The 15,889-nt window shown below is 66.5% G+C and carries 10 protein-coding genes; 5 read left to right on the top strand and 5 right to left on the bottom strand.

Annotated elements, in window-relative coordinates; all coding sequences use genetic code 11:
* The first annotated feature begins 5 nt into the window (after nucleotides 1-5).
* A complete protein-coding gene (locus U0023_RS17130; protein ID WP_009489448.1) occupies nucleotides 6-452 on the top strand; it encodes an iron-sulfur cluster assembly scaffold protein in 447 nt (148 codons plus the stop codon).
* 105 nt (nucleotides 453-557) lie between these two features.
* Here the strand turns inward: U0023_RS17130 and U0023_RS17135 are convergent, their stop codons facing one another.
* The gene (locus tag U0023_RS17135) at nucleotides 558-1,589 is read right to left on the bottom strand and encodes a radical SAM protein (protein ID WP_009489449.1); all 1,032 of its coding nucleotides are present in this window, start codon (nucleotides 1,587-1,589) and stop codon (nucleotides 558-560) included.
* A 198-nt stretch (nucleotides 1,590-1,787) separates the two neighbouring features.
* Between U0023_RS17135 and yidD the strand changes: the two genes are divergently transcribed.
* Nucleotides 1,788-2,144, top strand: a complete 357-nt coding sequence (gene yidD, locus U0023_RS17140; protein WP_009489450.1) for a membrane protein insertion efficiency factor YidD — start codon at nucleotides 1,788-1,790, stop codon at nucleotides 2,142-2,144.
* A gap of 74 nt (nucleotides 2,145-2,218) precedes the next feature.
* Nucleotides 2,219-4,231, top strand: a complete 2,013-nt coding sequence (gene thrS, locus U0023_RS17145) for a threonine--tRNA ligase (RefSeq protein ID WP_009489451.1) — start codon at nucleotides 2,219-2,221, stop codon at nucleotides 4,229-4,231.
* 312 nt (nucleotides 4,232-4,543) lie between these two features.
* Here thrS and U0023_RS17150 read toward each other — a convergent pair whose 3' ends face one another.
* The 3 genes from U0023_RS17150 to U0023_RS17160 form a co-directional block, all read right to left on the bottom strand.
* Nucleotides 4,544-5,917, bottom strand: coding sequence for a CBS domain-containing protein (locus tag U0023_RS17150; RefSeq protein ID WP_245272862.1), 1,374 nt, complete (start codon nucleotides 5,915-5,917; stop codon nucleotides 4,544-4,546).
* 210 nt (nucleotides 5,918-6,127) lie between these two features.
* Complete coding sequence (locus U0023_RS17155) at nucleotides 6,128-7,009, bottom strand: hypothetical protein (protein ID WP_009489453.1); 882 nt, start codon at nucleotides 7,007-7,009, stop codon at nucleotides 6,128-6,130.
* A 16-nt stretch (nucleotides 7,010-7,025) separates the two neighbouring features.
* A complete protein-coding gene (locus tag U0023_RS17160; protein WP_009489454.1) occupies nucleotides 7,026-9,470 on the bottom strand; it encodes a YfhO family protein in 2,445 nt (814 codons plus the stop codon).
* A gap of 291 nt (nucleotides 9,471-9,761) precedes the next feature.
* Here U0023_RS17160 and U0023_RS17165 point away from each other — a divergent pair, with 291 nt between their 5' ends.
* Together U0023_RS17165 and U0023_RS17170 are read left to right on the top strand one after the other, a co-directional pair.
* Nucleotides 9,762-10,325 carry a nitroreductase family protein gene (locus U0023_RS17165; protein ID WP_009489455.1) on the top strand — a complete coding sequence of 188 codons (564 nt, stop codon included), beginning with the start codon at nucleotides 9,762-9,764 and terminating at the stop codon, nucleotides 10,323-10,325.
* Nucleotides 10,326-10,350: 25 nt separating this feature from the next.
* Nucleotides 10,351-10,959 carry a flavin reductase family protein gene (locus U0023_RS17170; RefSeq protein WP_009489456.1) on the top strand — a complete coding sequence of 203 codons (609 nt, stop codon included), beginning with the start codon at nucleotides 10,351-10,353 and terminating at the stop codon, nucleotides 10,957-10,959.
* Nucleotides 10,960-11,062: 103 nt separating this feature from the next.
* Here the strand turns inward: U0023_RS17170 and U0023_RS17175 are convergent, their stop codons facing one another.
* Nucleotides 11,063-15,847, bottom strand: coding sequence for an apolipoprotein A-IV repeat region-like domain-containing protein (locus U0023_RS17175; RefSeq protein WP_009489457.1), 4,785 nt, complete (start codon nucleotides 15,845-15,847; stop codon nucleotides 11,063-11,065).
* Nucleotides 15,848-15,889 lie beyond the last annotated feature (42 nt).

Below are 15,889 nucleotides of genomic sequence, written 5' to 3' on the forward strand. Positions count from 1 at the left end.
ACGATATGCTGAACGACATCTACAGCCGACGCATTCTCGAACTGGCCGCCGATATCCCGCACCTGGGACGGCTGCCCGCGCCCGATGCGTCCGCGACGGCCCGTTCCAAGCTCTGCGGCTCGACCGTGACGGTCGACGTCAAGCTCGAAGGCAATGTTGTGACGGCTTTCGCCCATGACGTAAAGGCCTGCGCCCTCGGCCAGGCCTCGTCGTCGATCATGGGGCGGAATATAATCGGAGCGACCATAGAGGAGCTTCGCGACGTCCGCGATGCGGCAAGTCGTCTGCTGAAAGCCGACGGAGAGGCTCCCTCGGGAAGGTGGGAAGACCTCAAAGTCCTGGAGCCGTTGCGGACCTACAAGGCCCGCCACGCCTCGATTCTGCTCACGTTCGATGCGGTTGTGGACGCGCTCGACCAGATCGAAGCCCGGCGGATTGAGGATGTTCGATAGACCCGCAGGCATCCGGCGCGAAAGTCGGTTCACTGTCGGTGCGGCGCGAAGGCTCCATCAAGGAAACAGGTCAATAATCCTAATCTCGTGAGCGTGCCGTGGGCTTCAGGCGTAAGCCTCGACCTGCGGCCCGCGGCGCGCGATCCTCTCCCGATCGTCGTCCGAGCCGTAGAGGCGATCCAGGATCCGGGCTGTGCTGGCCCAATCGGCCATGGTCCGGATCGTTTCCATCTTCTCGGCGACGAATGGATCGGAGCGCCAAGCCTTCACCTTCGGCCAAAGGACATCGAGGGGCTGATCGAGGACGTTCCCGACCTTGGCCTCATAGATGGGAAACGCGCGCAGCGACCCATCGGGCTCGATATGGAGGATGTCCAGATCGACCGCGCTCACGCCGGGTTGAGGCAGGAAGTACCGCACATCCGTAACGGTAATGTTGGTGGCCCCGCCTGCGCGGGCAGCAAGGCGCCGTCCGACCTCGATGAGATCGACCAGTTCCTGAATGGAAAGAAGTTCGGTGGCCTCGAATTCCGGCTCGGCGGCAAGCCCCGATGGAATGACGGCGCCGAAGCGAATGAAGTCGAGGTTCGGAAACCGCGCGACGACCGAATGGACAAAGCGTTCCAGGTCCGCCTCATGCGCGCCGGAGCGGGTCAGGGTATAGTCGATCCCGAGCGTGAAGCAGTTCCGTCCGGCCGCCTTGCGCTCCTCCTTCACCCTATACAGGACTTCCAGCGCTTTGATGCCGCGTTCGAAGGCCCCGTCGCGCCTGCGGATGGCGTCGTGAATGGCAGCGTCGGCACCGTCGATGCTCACCGCCACGCTCGAGACTGCGTCCGCGAGTGCGACGGCCGTCTTCTGCGGCATCGACCAGCCGCTCGTGAAGACCGTGACGGCGACGCCCGCGTCGTGCATGCGCTTCATGGCTTCGACGGCCCAGCGGATCGACAAGGGTTCCCCGCCGCTGATGGACACCTTTTCCGCTCGCGCGGCAAGAATGACATCGACGACCCGCATGGCGGCATCCCGGTCGAGGGTGCGAGCCGGACGTCGTCCTGACTCCGTATAGCAATGCGTGCATCTGAGCGGGCAGGCATAGGTGATGTCCCAGATGAACTTCCCGATTTTTATTGTCATTCTACGAGCCCAAATCGCCGTAACGTAAATATTATAAAGTGTCCGCCGCGAGGCTTGCGCCTGCAACGGAGCGCAGGTTGAATTATGGCAGTCTCTTGAGCGTTTTGATTGTTGCAGCTGATGGTCGAGACCATATGCAAGGAGCACGTTGGACTTGCAGAAGCTGCCCGATGCACAGAGGCGGGGCGAGGATTGAAGGTGAAGAGCAGCCCACAGAAGGCAACGAGAGGACATCTTCCCCGGCGGATCGCCCATGTGGCCATCCGCGGCTATCAGCTGAGCCTGTCCGGATTGATCGGCCGCCAGTGCCGCCATCTGCCGTCCTGTTCTGAATACACGGACGAGGCGATCCAGCGGCACGGGTTCTGGCCGGGCGGGTGGATGGGGCTTGCCCGCATCTGCCGGTGTGGCCCCTTCGGGACACACGGCCTCGATCTGGTCCCGGAAACGTTGCCCGAGGGCTCCGCCTGGTATAAGCCCTGGGCCTATGGTCGCTGGCGGGGCGTCAACGCTCCCCCGATCGTCTGCGATTCAGTCGAACCTGACGGCGGCTGATCTCGCCTTTTCCATCCGACCGTCGGCCCCCGCTTACCTGCTCCGTTGGCAGGAGTGAGCCAGGAGACATTTTGATGATTACCCTGACATTCCCCGATGGCGCCCAGCGCCAGTACGAATCCGGCATCACCGGCCGCGAGATCGTGGAAGGCATTGCCAAGTCGCTGGCCAAGCGCACCGTTGCCATGGCGCTCGACGGCACGGTCGCCGATCTCGCCGATCCGATCACCCGCGATGCCAAGATCGAGTTTCTGAACCGCGAAGACCCGCGTTCGCTGGAGCTGATCCGGCACGACGCCGCGCACGTGCTCGCGGAGGCGGTGCAGGAGCTTTTTCCCGGTACCCAGGTGACCATCGGTCCCGTGATCGAGAACGGCTTCTATTACGACTTCGCCCGCAACGAGCCCTTCACGCCCGAGGATTTCCCCGCCATCGAGGCCAAGATGCGCGAGATCATCGGGCGGGATAAGCCTTTCACGAAGGAAGTCTGGAGCCGCGACAAGGCCAAGCAGGTGTTCGCCGAGAAGGGCGAGGCCTACAAGGTCGAGCTCGTGGACGCGATCCCGGAAGGCCAGGATCTCAAGATCTACTTCCAGGGCGACTGGTTCGACCTCTGCCGCGGCCCGCATATGAGTTCCACGGGCAAGATCGGCAATGCCTTCAAGCTCATGAAGGTGGCGGGCGCCTATTGGCGCGGCGATAGCAACAACGCCATGCTGACCCGCATCTACGCGACCGCCTGGGCGAGCCAGGAGGACCTCGACAACTACATCCGCCAGCTCGAGGAGGCCGAGAAGCGCGATCATCGCCGCCTAGGCCGCGAGATGGACCTGTTCCACTTCCAGGAAGAGGGGCCGGGCGTCGTCTTCTGGCATCCGAAGGGCTGGACGGTGTTCCAGGAGCTGATCTCCTACATGCGTCGCCGCCTGAAGGGCACCTACCAGGAGGTCAACGCGCCGCAGATCCTCGACAAGGCTCTCTGGGAGACTTCGGGACACTGGGGCTGGTACCGCGAGAACATGTTCGCGACCCAGACCGAGGACGATCGCGTCTTCGCCATCAAGCCGATGAATTGCCCGGGCCACGTGCAGATCTTCAAGCATGGCCTGAAGTCGTACCGCGACCTGCCGCTTCGTCTCGCGGAGTTCGGCAACGTGCACCGCTACGAGCCGTCCGGCGCGCTGCATGGTCTCATGCGCGTGCGCGGCTTCACGCAGGACGACGCGCATATCTTCTGCACGGAAGATCAGCTCGCGGCCGAGTGCCTGAAGATCAACGACCTGATCCTCTCGACCTATGCCGATTTCGGCTTCGACGAGATCGTCGTGAAGCTCTCGACAAGGCCTGAGAAGCGCGTCGGCACCGACGAGATGTGGGATCACGCGGAAGACGTGATGACCCGCGTCCTGAAGCAGATCGAGGACCAGTCCGGCGGACGCATCAAGACCGCGATCAACCCGGGCGAGGGCGCCTTCTACGGACCGAAGTTCGAGTACGTGTTGCGCGACGCCATCGGCCGCGACTGGCAGTGCGGCACCACGCAGGTGGACTTCAACCTGCCGGAGCGGTTCGGCGCGTTCTATGTCGATGCGGACGGCCAGAAGAAGACCCCCGTCATGGTGCACCGCGCGATCTGCGGCTCCATGGAGCGCTTCACCGGCATCCTGATCGAGCACTTCGCCGGGCACTTCCCGCTCTGGCTCGCGCCGGTGCAGGCGGTGGTCGCCACCATCACGTCCGAGGGCGATGAATACGCCATGGAAGTGGTGCGCGCCGCCGAGGCCGCGGGCCTTCGCGTCGAGGCGGATCTCCGCAACGAGAAGATCAACTACAAGGTCCGCGAGCATTCGCTCGTGAAGGTGCCGGTGCTTCTCGTGGTCGGCCGCAAGGAGGCCGCCGAGCGGACGGTCTCGATCCGCCGCCTGGGCAGCCCCAACCAGCAGACCATGACCCTCGACGAGGCCCTGAAGGTTCTCGCCGCAGAGGCCGTCACCCCGGACCGCCGACGCCAAGCCAAGGCCGTGTCGGAGCCGGAAGGCCACGCCACGCTCGACGGACATCACGTGGTCGAGCGCACGGTCGCGTAAGCCTCCGATCGCATGAACAAAGGCGGCGCCTCTCAAAGGAGGCGCCGCCTTTGCGCTTATTCGGCAGCTCCCACGTCATGGCTGTCCCCGGACTTGATCCGGGGATCAGTCCCGGCCATCCCGATACGATGAGGCTCGGCGCTTTTCAAATCGAGATCACCGGGACAAGCCCGGTGATGACGTCGAGGATGTCATCCCCGGCGAGCCGCAGGCGAGGGAAGGGGATCCACTCTCACGCTCAGCGCTATGGATTCCCTTCCCCTCCGCTGACGCTCCGGCCGGGAATGACACCGGCGGTGTCTGTTCTGACGATCAGCTCGTCTGCCGCTGCCGCCCTGTCGTGCGCCCGCCCGGAGCCGTTCCGGCGGTCGTTCCCGCCGTGCCGCTGCCGGGATTGCCCATCGCGGCACCCGCATCGCCGGCCTCGGTCCCCGTCGCGTGCGTGCCCTGCCGCTGGCCGACGCGCAGGTTGTTCTGCACGTGGCTCACGCCCGACACGGATTCCGCCAGATCCTCGGCGCGCCGCTTCTCGTTGCGGTCGCGGACGGTGCCGGTGAGGGTCGCTTCCCGGTTCTGGACCTGGACCTCGATTTCCGACGCGTCGATCATCGCATCGTCGGTCAGGCGTTCGTTGATGTCCTCCCGAATGCGGTCGTCCGAGCGCTGATAGCCTTTCGGACCGCGTCCCTGATGCTCGCCCCGACGCACCTCGCCCCGGCTGGCGGTCGCGTCGTTGCCGAAGCGAGTGTTGCCGGGACCCATGCCGTAATTGCTGTGATCGCGCCTCTCGTTCACGAGGCTCCAGGTGCGCTCGCGGTCCTGCATGCGGCGATCGTCCTCGCTGCTGTCGTCGCCCGGACGCGCGCGCTCCCCGGTGATCGTCGAGGCGCCGAAGCGCTTCGGATGATAGCCCCGTCCGGCGGAGCCGCGGCCCGCATATTCATCGCCGTAGCTCTGGTAACCCTCGCCGCCGAAACCGCCGCGCATGCGCGCGTTGCGGGCACGTTCCTCGCCGGGATAGCCGAAGCTGCCGAAGGCGGCGCGCACGTCGTCCTCCTCGCGGAAGCGGAAGGGCTCGCGGCCGGGAACGCGGGAACGCTCGTCCCGTCCGCGCCGGTCGTCGTGATAATCGTGCGGGCGATGACGCCAGTCGTCATCGTCGTTCCTCAGCCGGCGGTCCAGCTCACGGCGCTCCTCGCCGGTCAGGCGGGCGCGTCCGCCGCCTCTGGTCTGGTCGGCTCGGGCGGCTGACGGGGTGCCTGTCCGGTCGGGTTCGGACGGCGTGGAGATGCGGTTCAGCGCCCGGGAGGCGTCGCCCTCGCGGTCCGTCGCGAGATCGCCGAGCGCCACGATCCCGACCAGATGCTTGTCGTGATCGACCACCGGCAGGCGGCGGATCTGATGGTCGCTCATCAGCTCTACGATGTGGCCCACATCGTCGTCGTCGAAGCACCACCAGACATTGTCCGACATGATGTCACGCACGCGGGTCGTATCGGGAGGGAGACCGGCGGCCGTCGCCCGGACGGTGATGTCCCGGTCGGTCACCATGCCCCGCAGGCGGCGTCCGTCGCAGACGGGCAGCACGCCGACATTCATCTCGTCCATGAGACGCGCGGCTTCCTGGATGGTCCTGTCCGGACTCACCACACGGACGTTGCGGGTCATGATCTCTGCGATTTTCATGAGCTTCCTCTCCAGCAAGGTCACGCCTTGGGAGTTCAGGCTCATGGGCGGCGCGACCGGTCATAGGCTTCCGGTCAATGCCGCCGGGCGGGAAAGGTTCAGAGGCTTCTAGAGCATCGGACGTGAATTCGAACGCGCGTCCGATGCTCTCAGCTTTTGCTTTTCCGCATCTTTCCCCGCAAAACCGGTTCCCACTTTTGCGTCCGATGCTTAAGGCGTGGCGATGATCTCGATGTCCCGGTCGAGGCCGCTCTCGACCTTGAACTCGCGGGTATAGACCTTGCCTTCGTGGCGCGCGATCAGGACGTATTCGCCTTCGGCCAAAGTGACGGAAGGGAAGGCGCCGATGGCCTCGCGGATCACGTCGCCGCCCGGCGTGAGCACGCTGAAGGCCGTGCCGGCGAAAGCCTCGCCGCCTGCGGATCCGACCAGCTTCAGCGTCACGGTGGCGGCCCGATGGTTGAGCGTCGCTTCCGTGACACGCCCGGATTCAACCTTCAGGTCGCTGCGCATGATGGCGTTGGCGTCGCCGTAGGTGGACACCACGTGGTAGGTACCCTCGGGCAGGCGGATCATGTCGTTGGCCTTGGCATCGGCGATCACGAGCCGGCCTTCGGAATTCTGCGCCTCCGGCACGTAGACGGAGAATGTGAGACGGTTCGCCGGAATGGGACTCCCGCTCACGGCGCCCTTGAGCTGGAGCGCTCCGGCATTGATGGCCAGCCGCTCGTTGAGATTGCCCCGCTGCACGCTGATGCGTTTCGACGCGCTCGCAAAGCCATAAGCCACGTGGACGATGTAGTTGCCGGGTGACAGGGTGAAGCTCGGCGCGGGACTTGTGGAGCGAGCCACGATATTGGGCTGCGACGCGTCCCCGCGATCCTCGAAGATCCTCCACACCAGCCCCGAGCGGATCGGCTCGTTGCTTCCCGCGAAGGTCGCACCGGCATTGAGCACCACCTGCCCGACGGAGAGAGCGGGGAGGTTCTGCGACATGGAGGGCACGGCGGGTGACTGCGCCAGCGCGGGGCTGGCGACGATCAGGCCGAAAAGACCGAGAACGGTAAAGGGCTGCTTTGCAAATAAGGACATCGATTGAAATTGGTTCTCATGGGGGCGGCGCGGCGATCGCCGTCTGAATCCGCTTCTCCTCGCTTTTGACGAGATCGGAGGCGGCCGCAACCAAATTCTCCAGCGACATCGGCCGGAAATAGAACTCGACCCGGTGGCGTCCGGGGCCGATCTCGACGCCGCGGAACAGGAGGTTGGCGTGCAGGATCGGCCGGCGCTCGCCGTCGACCCAGGCCTCCCAGCCCGGATAATTGATGTCGTGCAGCACCAATATGCCGTTGTCGCTGCTCTCGACATCGAGGGCGACCGAGTTCCGCTTGTAGCTGACGATGCGCGCCTGTCCCTTGGCCTCGTCGGACGTGGCGCCGGCCGCCGTGTAGGACCCCTTGAGCAGCGGCATGCTGTCATCGTCGATCAGGGCCTCGGTCTCGCGATTGAACTCCGGCAACTCGTCCTCGCCGAGGACGGCTTCGGAATCCACGGGCGTGACGTGATGGGCCACATAGGCGCGCGGAACGGAGCTGTTCAGGCGGTAGATCCACATCCGCCCCGTCCCGTAGACGATCTCGGCATCGGTCAGGCGCGGGAAGTGACGCGGCAGCTTCTCCACGGGGCGGTCGAGCACGACGTAATCGAGCCCGAGCAGGCTGGCGAGTTCGCAATTGTAGCCCCTGAAGCTCGTGGGGAAACTGCGCAGATTGGGGTCTTCCGCATTCTCGCCGGGGCCGATGGCGCGCTCATAATCGGCCAGACGCAAGGGGTTGTAGCCGATGGTGTCCTCGATCCCGAGGACCATGGACGCATTCTGCCAGGCCCCCTTCAGGCCGAGGATCTCGACGCGGGGATACTCGCCCTTCGCATGGCGCTCGGCGAGTTCGCGCTTGAGGATCTGAAGGCCCTGCAGCTGCTCCGGCGGCAGCTTGGTGAAGATCGTGTAGCGCTCGGCGGGCTCCGCATTCAGGGCCGAAGCCGCGTGACGGCTTATCAGCTCCGCGCCCGTCAGGGTCACCAGCACGAGGGCGATGGCTTCGCGCCAACGGGATACATCGTTCATCCGGGTGATGACCACGATGGCGAGGGTCGCCACGGCAAGGCTCCCGCCGATCTCGGTCAGGGCCGGGAAGACGAAACCGCCCTTCACGGCGAAAACCAGGGCGCTGGCCACGGCCGCAGCCACGAGGCCGAGGGCCAGGAGCGGCAGGGCCACCCGGAGCCGGCCGAGGGCTGCCCGGTTCCATTGCGGCAGCCCTTCCGTTGCGTAGCGATGGACGAGATAGCCCGCCGCGAAGGCCAGGGCGATGTTGATCAGGAAGGTCGCGTCGGCCGGCCTGCGGTAAAGGTCCACGCCCGGCATGTGATCGAAGATCATCACGAAGCCGGGCGTGTAGCGCCCGAGCGAGTAGAGTGTCGCGGCAATCCCCATCACGAGGAAGAAGCGGAACTCGCGGGCGAACAGGCGCCCGCCCGCCACGCCGTGCCAGAGCAGGAGGAGGGCCGGGATCGTGCCGATGAACAGGTAATTGGTCGCCCGGTCGGTCCAGGTGCCCTCGGACAGGCTATGCCAATCCGGCCCCCAGTAATCGTAGGTCCAGCGCAGGGAGCCGAAGACGTTGCCGAACAGGATCGTCGCGAGGCTCTCCGGGGGCAGGGACCCCATGGCCGCCACGCCGAACCCGAACGAGGGGCGGGTCGACGTCGCGAGGAACTGCATCGTCAGCACGATCGGGACGGCGAGAAGCGCGCCGCCGATCAGCCCCATGAAGACCAGGAGCCCGAGGCGCGATTTGAGATAGGCGAGAGGCTGGGAGGCCGCCCAGATCCGCTGCGTAGCCAGCACGATGAGCGTCAGGCCGCAGAGGAACGCGACCTGGTCGCGCCCGATGACCATCATGGCGGCGCTGGCGGCGAAGAGCAGGCCATAGACGTAGGAGCGGCGGTCCATGGCCTCTTCGAGCAGCCAGAAGGCGAGCGGGAAGAAGCCGTAGCTGAAGATCATGCCGGTATGCTGGAGCCGGGCCGTGGCGGAGCCGCCGAGCATGAAGACCAGGGCCGCCACGACGGCACCGGCCGGATGCCATCCGCGCCTGCGGAACAAGGGCACGAAAGCCAGCGCTCCAGGAAGGAAATGGGCGAAGACGACCACGTCGAAGAGCTCCATGGACGGCTCGGGGACGAGCCAGCCGAACAGGAGCATGGTGGGGGTGAAGAGCAGCGATTGTGGATCCGCCGCCGAGGGATGCCCGCCGAAATGGTAGGGGTTCCACAGGGGAAGTTCGCCATTGGCCAGCGCGCTGCCCAGGTAGCGCAGGGTGGGATAGAACTGGTTCTTGGAGTCCCAGGGGACGACCGTTCCGGTCAGGGGCCAGATGGAGACCGCCAGGGCCCAGGCCGCAACGATCAGTGCAAAAGCCGTCAGCGTCTGGCGCTGCGACCAGATTGGCAGGGACGCTGGACTATCCTGTCCGGAAATCGATGTCTGCATTGCTCTCAACGCGGCGTCCCGCCCACCCATCTCGTGCCATGGGGCCCATCGACCGGCTTGCCTGCGCACGCCCCTGGGTCCGCCATGGTTTGAAACCTGCTTGGCGTCTGACCGCACTCCCCCTATACATCCGCTGCTGCTTCTTTTGTTCAGCGATGTGTCTTCGGGATGCCCGCGCTCCCTCAAGCGCAGCAAGACGGCGAGACGATGGCAAGCTCGGGCTCTCCTGGCCTGCCGCCTTGAGGCATCCATCTTTATTGTTCCACATTATTCGACCCGGATGAAGATCCCATGAATGATAGAATCTCACGCCTTCTGCAGCGCCGCTCCGTCCCTCCGCGCTGGCTCGGCGAGCCGGGGCCGTCCGAGCAGGACATCGAGACGCTTCTTAAGGTCGCATCCCGGGTGCCGGACCACGGCAAGCTCGTTCCCTGGCGCTTCATCCTGATCCAGGGTGAGGGGCGGGGCCGCCTCGGCGAGGTCCTCGCGGCCACCTTCCAGGCGGACAATCCGGGCGCCAGCGCCGAGCAGGTCGCGGCCGAGCGGGGGCGCTTTTCCAACGCACCTCTCGTGGTGGCGGTGGTGTCCCGCGTGGTGCCGCATGTGAAGATCCCGGATTGGGAGCAGCTTCTCTCCGCCGGGGCGGTCTGCATGAACCTGCTCACCGGAGCGAACGCTCTCGGCTATGGCGCGTCCTGGCTCACGGGCTGGGCCGCGTTCGACCGGCGCGTGCTCGATGCCCTGGGACTCGAGCCCCATGAGAGGATCGCCGGCTTCGTCCATATCGGCACGGCCAAGGAAACGCCGACCGACCGCGATCGCCCCAACCTCGCGGACATCGTGACGCGGTTCTGACCCATTCGCCGGTAGCTGAACGATTATGTTTTACGAAACCTCGACCAATGCCCATGGCCTGCCGCACGATCCGTTTAAGGCCATCGTCACGCCCCGGCCCATCGGCTGGATCACCGCGATGAGCGCGAAAGGGGAGGTGAACCTTTCGCCCTATTCGTTCTTCAATGCCGTGTCCGAGCGCCCGCCCATGGTGGCGTTCTCGTCCGCAGGCAAAAAGGATGCGCTCACCTTCATCGAGGAGACCGGGGAGTTCGTCTGCAATCTGGCGACCTTCGACCTGCGCGAGCAGATGAACGCCACGTCGGCCGTTCTGCCGCGCGGCGAGAATGAGATGGACCATGCGGGCCTGAACTCCGCTCCCTCCCGGCTCGTGAGGCCGCCACGGGTGGCCGAGGCCCTCGCGGCGCTCGAATGCAAGTGGCTGCAGACCGTGCCGCTCACTCCCCTGAGTGGAGGCGATCCGTCCTATTACCTCGTGATCGGGCAGGTCGTGGGCATCCATATCGACGACCGCTACATCGTGAACGGCCTCGTCGACACGGCCGCCATGCGCCCCATCGCCCGCTCCGGCTACCGGGACTATTTCGTGGCGACACCGGAGACCAAGTTCTCGATCACGCGTCCCGGTGGGTGAGTTCGTCGCACGGCGAACGGGTCTTTAAATCAAGCCTAGTCCCAGAAGCAAAAACGCGGCTCGAAAGCCGCGTTTTTCATGTCTGCCTGGTGCCTTGATCGTCTCAGTCGAACCGACCGCTCGCATGGGCCAGCATGGTGTAGACCTTGCCGGTTTCCGACGTGAGATAAGTCTTCGTCAGCATGGAGTCGCGGTCGTCGCGGGAGACTTCCGACAGCAGGCGCTCGAATTCTTCCACGTACCGGTCCACCGTCTGCCGGAACTCGTCGTCGCGGCGGTACTTGCGGCGGATCTCGTCGAAGGTCTGCTGGCCCTGCAGGGTGTAGAGGCGGCGGGTGAACACGTTGCTCTCGCCGCGACGGTAGCGATCCCAAAGCTCCACGGCCGCTTCGTGATCGATCATCCGGGCGATGTCGACCGAGATCGAATCCAGGGATTCGAGGCTGTTGGTGCGGGCGCGGTCGTTCCGTGCCGGCGCACGGGCAGGCTCCACGGCCTCGTCGCGCGAGGCGCGGTTCAGGAGATCCGACAGCCAGCCGCCGCGATTGCCGGCGTCGCGGGCATGGGCCTCCTCCCGGCGCGGAGCCGGGCGTTCGGCCGGGGCTTGAGCCGGGCGGGCCGGAGCCGGAGCCGGAGCTGGGACCGGAGCGGGAGCAGGCGCAGGAGCAGGTTTGGGCTCAGCCTGACGGGCGACCGTCGGGGCAGGGGTGGGCGCGGGATTCTGCGCGATCCGCTGCTCGACCGCGGCCGCGACGGCCGCCATGGTGGCGGCGACGGGCGTCTCGTTGACGGCGGCCTTGCGGGGCTGGGCGGCCGGAGCGGCATCGACCAGACGGTTGGAGCGCGACACCAGGGCGGACAGCTCGTTGAGCGCCTTGATCTGGTCGGCGACGACGCGGCGCATGTTGGCGCTCGCCTCCTGGGTCTCCTGCGGCAGCTCCACGACGCCGCGGCGCAGCTCGGCGCGGGTCGCCTCCAGCTCGCGCTGGATCTGGCCCGTCATGCCGCGCAGCTCGCCCATCGTGTCGCGGAACTTCGCGGTAGCGCTGCCGAGGGCCTGGGCCATCTCGGCGGCGGCCTGCTCGTAGCTGGCGCGCAGGGCGGCGGCCGTCCGGGCGCTCTCCTCGCCCGTGCTGGTCCGGATGCGCTCGAACTGCTCGCCGATGGCGTTGGTCGCGGTGTCGGCGGTCGCGGCGAGGACGGTGCCGAGCTGGCGCGCCTTCGCGTCCGCGTTCTCGAGCGAACCTTCGAGCAAGGTCGTGAAGGAGCGCGTGGCGGATTCCAGATCCTGCGCCCGCTGGTTGATCCGGCCGAGGAGATCGTCCAGGGCCTGCTGGCGGCCGGACAGGGCTTCGCTCATGCGGGCCTCGATGCGCTCCAGAGCGCTCGTGGCCTCGGTGAGGGTGCGCATCTGCTCCTGGGTCGTGTCGGTCAGCGTGCGGCCGCGCTCCTCGAGGCTCTGGGCCAGTTCCAGCGCCTGCTGGATGGCACCGGAGGACACGCTGCGCAGAGCATCGACCTGATCGGCCACCTGATCGGACGCGCGGCCCGTCTGAGTGGCGATCTCCGAAAGGAGCGACTCGATGTGCTGGACGCGTCCGGCCAGCCCGTCCTCGACGGCGCCGAGATTGCTGCTGGCCGAGGCCGCGACCTGCTGGAGCAGTCGGTTGGCGTCCTGGAGGCTGCCGAGAACGTCGGTGAGTTCGCCGCGCAGGCGGTCGCTCGTGCCGGTGAGGGTTTCGACGGTCTGCTTCGTGCCCACGTCGAGGGCGCTGCGCATGGCCTCCGTCGATTGCATGTAGGAGGCGGTCAGCTCCATCGTGCGCTCCTGCAGAGAGGAGAGCAGGGTGCTGCTGCGGTCCTGCAGGCTGTCGATGACGGCCGTGCTGCGCTCTTCGAGGCTGCGCAGGGTCGTCTCGCTGATGGCGGCGACTTCGCGGCCGATCACCTCGCCACGGCTGCCCAGGTTTTCGACGAGGGTCGCGCCTTCCGTGTCGAAGATCGAGCGGATTTCGCCGATGCGGCTGGCGAGCGAGCCGAGAACCGCCTGTCCACGCTCGTCGATGGTCTCGGCAACGCCGCTGAGCCGGTTGACGACCCGGTCTTCGAGCATCGTGACGCTCTGGTCGAGCGCGGCGGCGATTTCCTCGGCGCGGCTTCCAAGGGTCTGGTTGATCTCGAAGGCGCGAGTTCCGAGCGTTTCCGTGATCTCGTCCGCGCGGCTGCCGAGAACCTCGTTGATCGTCGCGATCCGGCTGTCCAGGGATTCACCGATCTGCTCGGCCCTGGAGGACAGGGTGTCGGCGATCGCGCTGGTTTTTGCGGTGATCGCCTGGCTGATCTCGTCGACGCGTGCCTGGAGCGAGGCTGCTACGTCGCGTCCGCCTTCGGCCATCACGCGTGCCATCTCGCCGGTGCGCACGACCAGGGCCTCGTTGAGGGCCGTGGCGCGGGCGCCGAGAACGGTGTCGACCCGCTCAACGATGGTGTCGAAGTTGACGGTGATCTCCGAGCTGCGCCGCGAGGCGTGCTCTTCGAGGGCGGCGAGCTGGGTCTCGATGGCGGTGGTCGCTTCGCGGGCGCGCTCGGCGAAGGTTTCGGCCACGGCGCGGCCCTGCACGGTGATAAGACGGTCCATCTCCTCGAAGCGGCCGCTGATCGTCTCGGTCAGGCTGCCCACGTCGCGGGACATGCGCTCGGCCATCTCGCCGCCGCGGGCCATGACGCCCTCGAGGGCCGTGAGACGCGAGCCGAGGGCCTCTTCCATTTCCCGGGTGCGGGTGTCGACCGTGGTGGACAGGGTTTCCGCCGTGCGGCTGAGCACCTCGTTGACGCGCGACCCTTGCGACGCGATCGCGAGAACGATGTCCTTGGCGGTGGTGGCGAGACGGGTCTGCGCCTCGTCCGTGTGGAGGGCGAGCGTCTCGGAGAAGTCCTTGCCGCGCGCTTCGAACGCGGTGCGGAACTCCTCGACCTGGTTGCCCATGAGCAGCGAAACGCGCTCGCCGGCCTCGGTGAGGCTGGTCTCGAGAGCCTGGCCCTGGACGGTGACGGATTCGCTGACGCGCTGGCTCGCGGTCTCGAGGCGGTTCGCCAGATCCTCGACGCGGTTGCCGATGGATTCGTCGGCAAGGCGCACGGCGCTTTCGAGCTGCTCGCGCACTTCGCCGCCGCGCTCGCTGATCTCGCGGGTGACGTCGGCCGCGGTCGTCGCAAGGCGCTCGCGGAATTCGTTGCCGCGCAGCACGATCTCGTCGACGACGCCGGTACCGGTCGTGGCGAGCTGCTCGCGCAGGCTGGTGCCGCGGGTCGCCAGTTCCTCGATGAGGGAGCCCGCCGTCAGGGCGAATTCCTCGCGCAGCGTGCTGCTGCTGGCGGTGAGCTCCTGAACGAGCGTGGCGCCCGTGGTGGAGAGCTGCTCGCGCACCTGGGTGCCGCGGGTCGCGATCTCCTCGCCCACGAGAGCGCCTGCCGCCGCGATCTGGTCGCGCATTTCCGTGGTGCGGGCCGAGATGTCGTCCGCGATGACGCCGCCGGTGGCCGCCAGCTTCTCGGTGATCTCGGCTCCACGCTGGGCGAAGCTGTCCTCGAGCGTGCGGGCGGTCTGCTCGAAGGCTTCGCGTACGTCGTTGCCCTGCTGGGCGAGGGCGTCGATCACGCCGCGGCCGGTTTCGGCGAGGGTGCGGGTGACCTGGCTCGCGCCGTCCTGGAGATGGCGGGTCAGGAGGTCGCCCGTGCGCTCGAAGGCGCCCGTGATGTCCTGCGCCTTGCTCTCGAGCGCGCTCGTAATGGTGGTGCCCACCTCCGAGATGCCGTTCTTGATCTCTTCGCTGGAGCCCGAGAGGCGATCCACCAGCTCGACGCCGCGGCTCGCCATTTCCTCGACGACGCGCTCGCCGGCGCGGCCGAGGGCCAGCGTGATGTGGTCGCCCTGCTGTTCGAGCGAGGCGGTGACCTTGTCGCCTGCGCCGCTGACGGCGGAAACGACGCGCTCGCTGGCGCCGTCGAGATCCTGGATCAGGCTCTGGTGCACGCCGGTGATGGAGCCGCGCACGCGCTCCGCGTTGGACACGATCGCCTCACGCTGCGCCACGAGTTCGTCGATGAGCGAACGGATGCGGATTTCGTTGTCGGAATAGGCGCGCTCCAGCGTCGAGATCTCGCTGCGCACGAGGGTTTCGAGTTCTCCCGCACGGGCAAGGGCCCGCTCGACGCCGTCGCCGACCGCTGCCACTTCACGGCGCACGGCCTGCGAAACGGACAGGACCGCATCGGTGGAGAAGTTCTCCGGCTGAGCCAGCCGCACGGCGACTTCGCCGACGGCACGGGCGACGAGCTTCATCTCCTGCGAGCGGATCGTGAGCATCGCGGCGATGAAGAACAGGAAGACGGGCGCTACGAGGCCGACGGCGCCGAGGGCCAGCTGCGAGGGCGAGAAGGTGGCGAGCAGTTGCTCGGGGGTGGTGATGCCCTGCGTGTAGACCAGGGCTCCGACGCCACCGAGCCAAAGCAGGGACACGAGGGCGGCCATCCAATAGGCGCGGCGGGAGGGGCGAAGCTGCAGGGCCTGCAGCATCACGCCCACGTTCTGGCGGTCGTCGTTGGCGACGGCGTTCCGGTCGGGGGCGACGAAACCGGAGCGGGCCATGTCGTCGAGCCTGGGGTCATGGTCGTCTGCCTGGGCGGACAGGGAGTCGGAGCCGAGACCGAAAGGACCCTTCGTGAAGTCGTGATCGTCGATATCGGGCAGCTTGGGCTCGTCGTAAGGCTTGTTGCCTGAGCGCTCCGGCGTATGGATCACGAATGTCTCTTCGAGGTTGAGTGCCTGCTCGACAGCCGACAGGGCTGCCTCAGCCGGGTCCTTCATCTTCTTGTTCTCGGTCGCCATGATCCGCCCTCGTGACGCAACTGATGATGGTTGAGGCCGCTT

This window comes from Microvirga lotononidis (assembly GCF_034627025.1).
Taxonomy (GTDB): domain Bacteria; phylum Pseudomonadota; class Alphaproteobacteria; order Rhizobiales; family Beijerinckiaceae; genus Microvirga; species Microvirga lotononidis.

Coding starts and splice junctions, on each gene's coding strand:
- thrS (WP_009489451.1), top strand. CDS start 2,219: ATGATTACCCTGACATTCCCCGATGGCGCCCAGCGCCAGTACGAATCC.
- U0023_RS17175 (WP_009489457.1), bottom strand. CDS start 15,847: ATGGCGACCGAGAACAAGAAGATGAAGGACCCGGCTGAGGCAGCCCTG.
- U0023_RS17170 (WP_009489456.1), top strand. CDS start 10,351: ATGTTTTACGAAACCTCGACCAATGCCCATGGCCTGCCGCACGATCCG.
- U0023_RS17130 (WP_009489448.1), top strand. CDS start 6: ATGCTGAACGACATCTACAGCCGACGCATTCTCGAACTGGCCGCCGAT.
- U0023_RS17165 (WP_009489455.1), top strand. CDS start 9,762: ATGAATGATAGAATCTCACGCCTTCTGCAGCGCCGCTCCGTCCCTCCG.
- U0023_RS17160 (WP_009489454.1), bottom strand. CDS start 9,470: ATGCAGACATCGATTTCCGGACAGGATAGTCCAGCGTCCCTGCCAATC.
- U0023_RS17155 (WP_009489453.1), bottom strand. CDS start 7,009: ATGTCCTTATTTGCAAAGCAGCCCTTTACCGTTCTCGGTCTTTTCGGC.
- U0023_RS17150 (WP_245272862.1), bottom strand. CDS start 5,917: ATGAAAATCGCAGAGATCATGACCCGCAACGTCCGTGTGGTGAGTCCG.
- U0023_RS17135 (WP_009489449.1), bottom strand. CDS start 1,589: ATGACAATAAAAATCGGGAAGTTCATCTGGGACATCACCTATGCCTGC.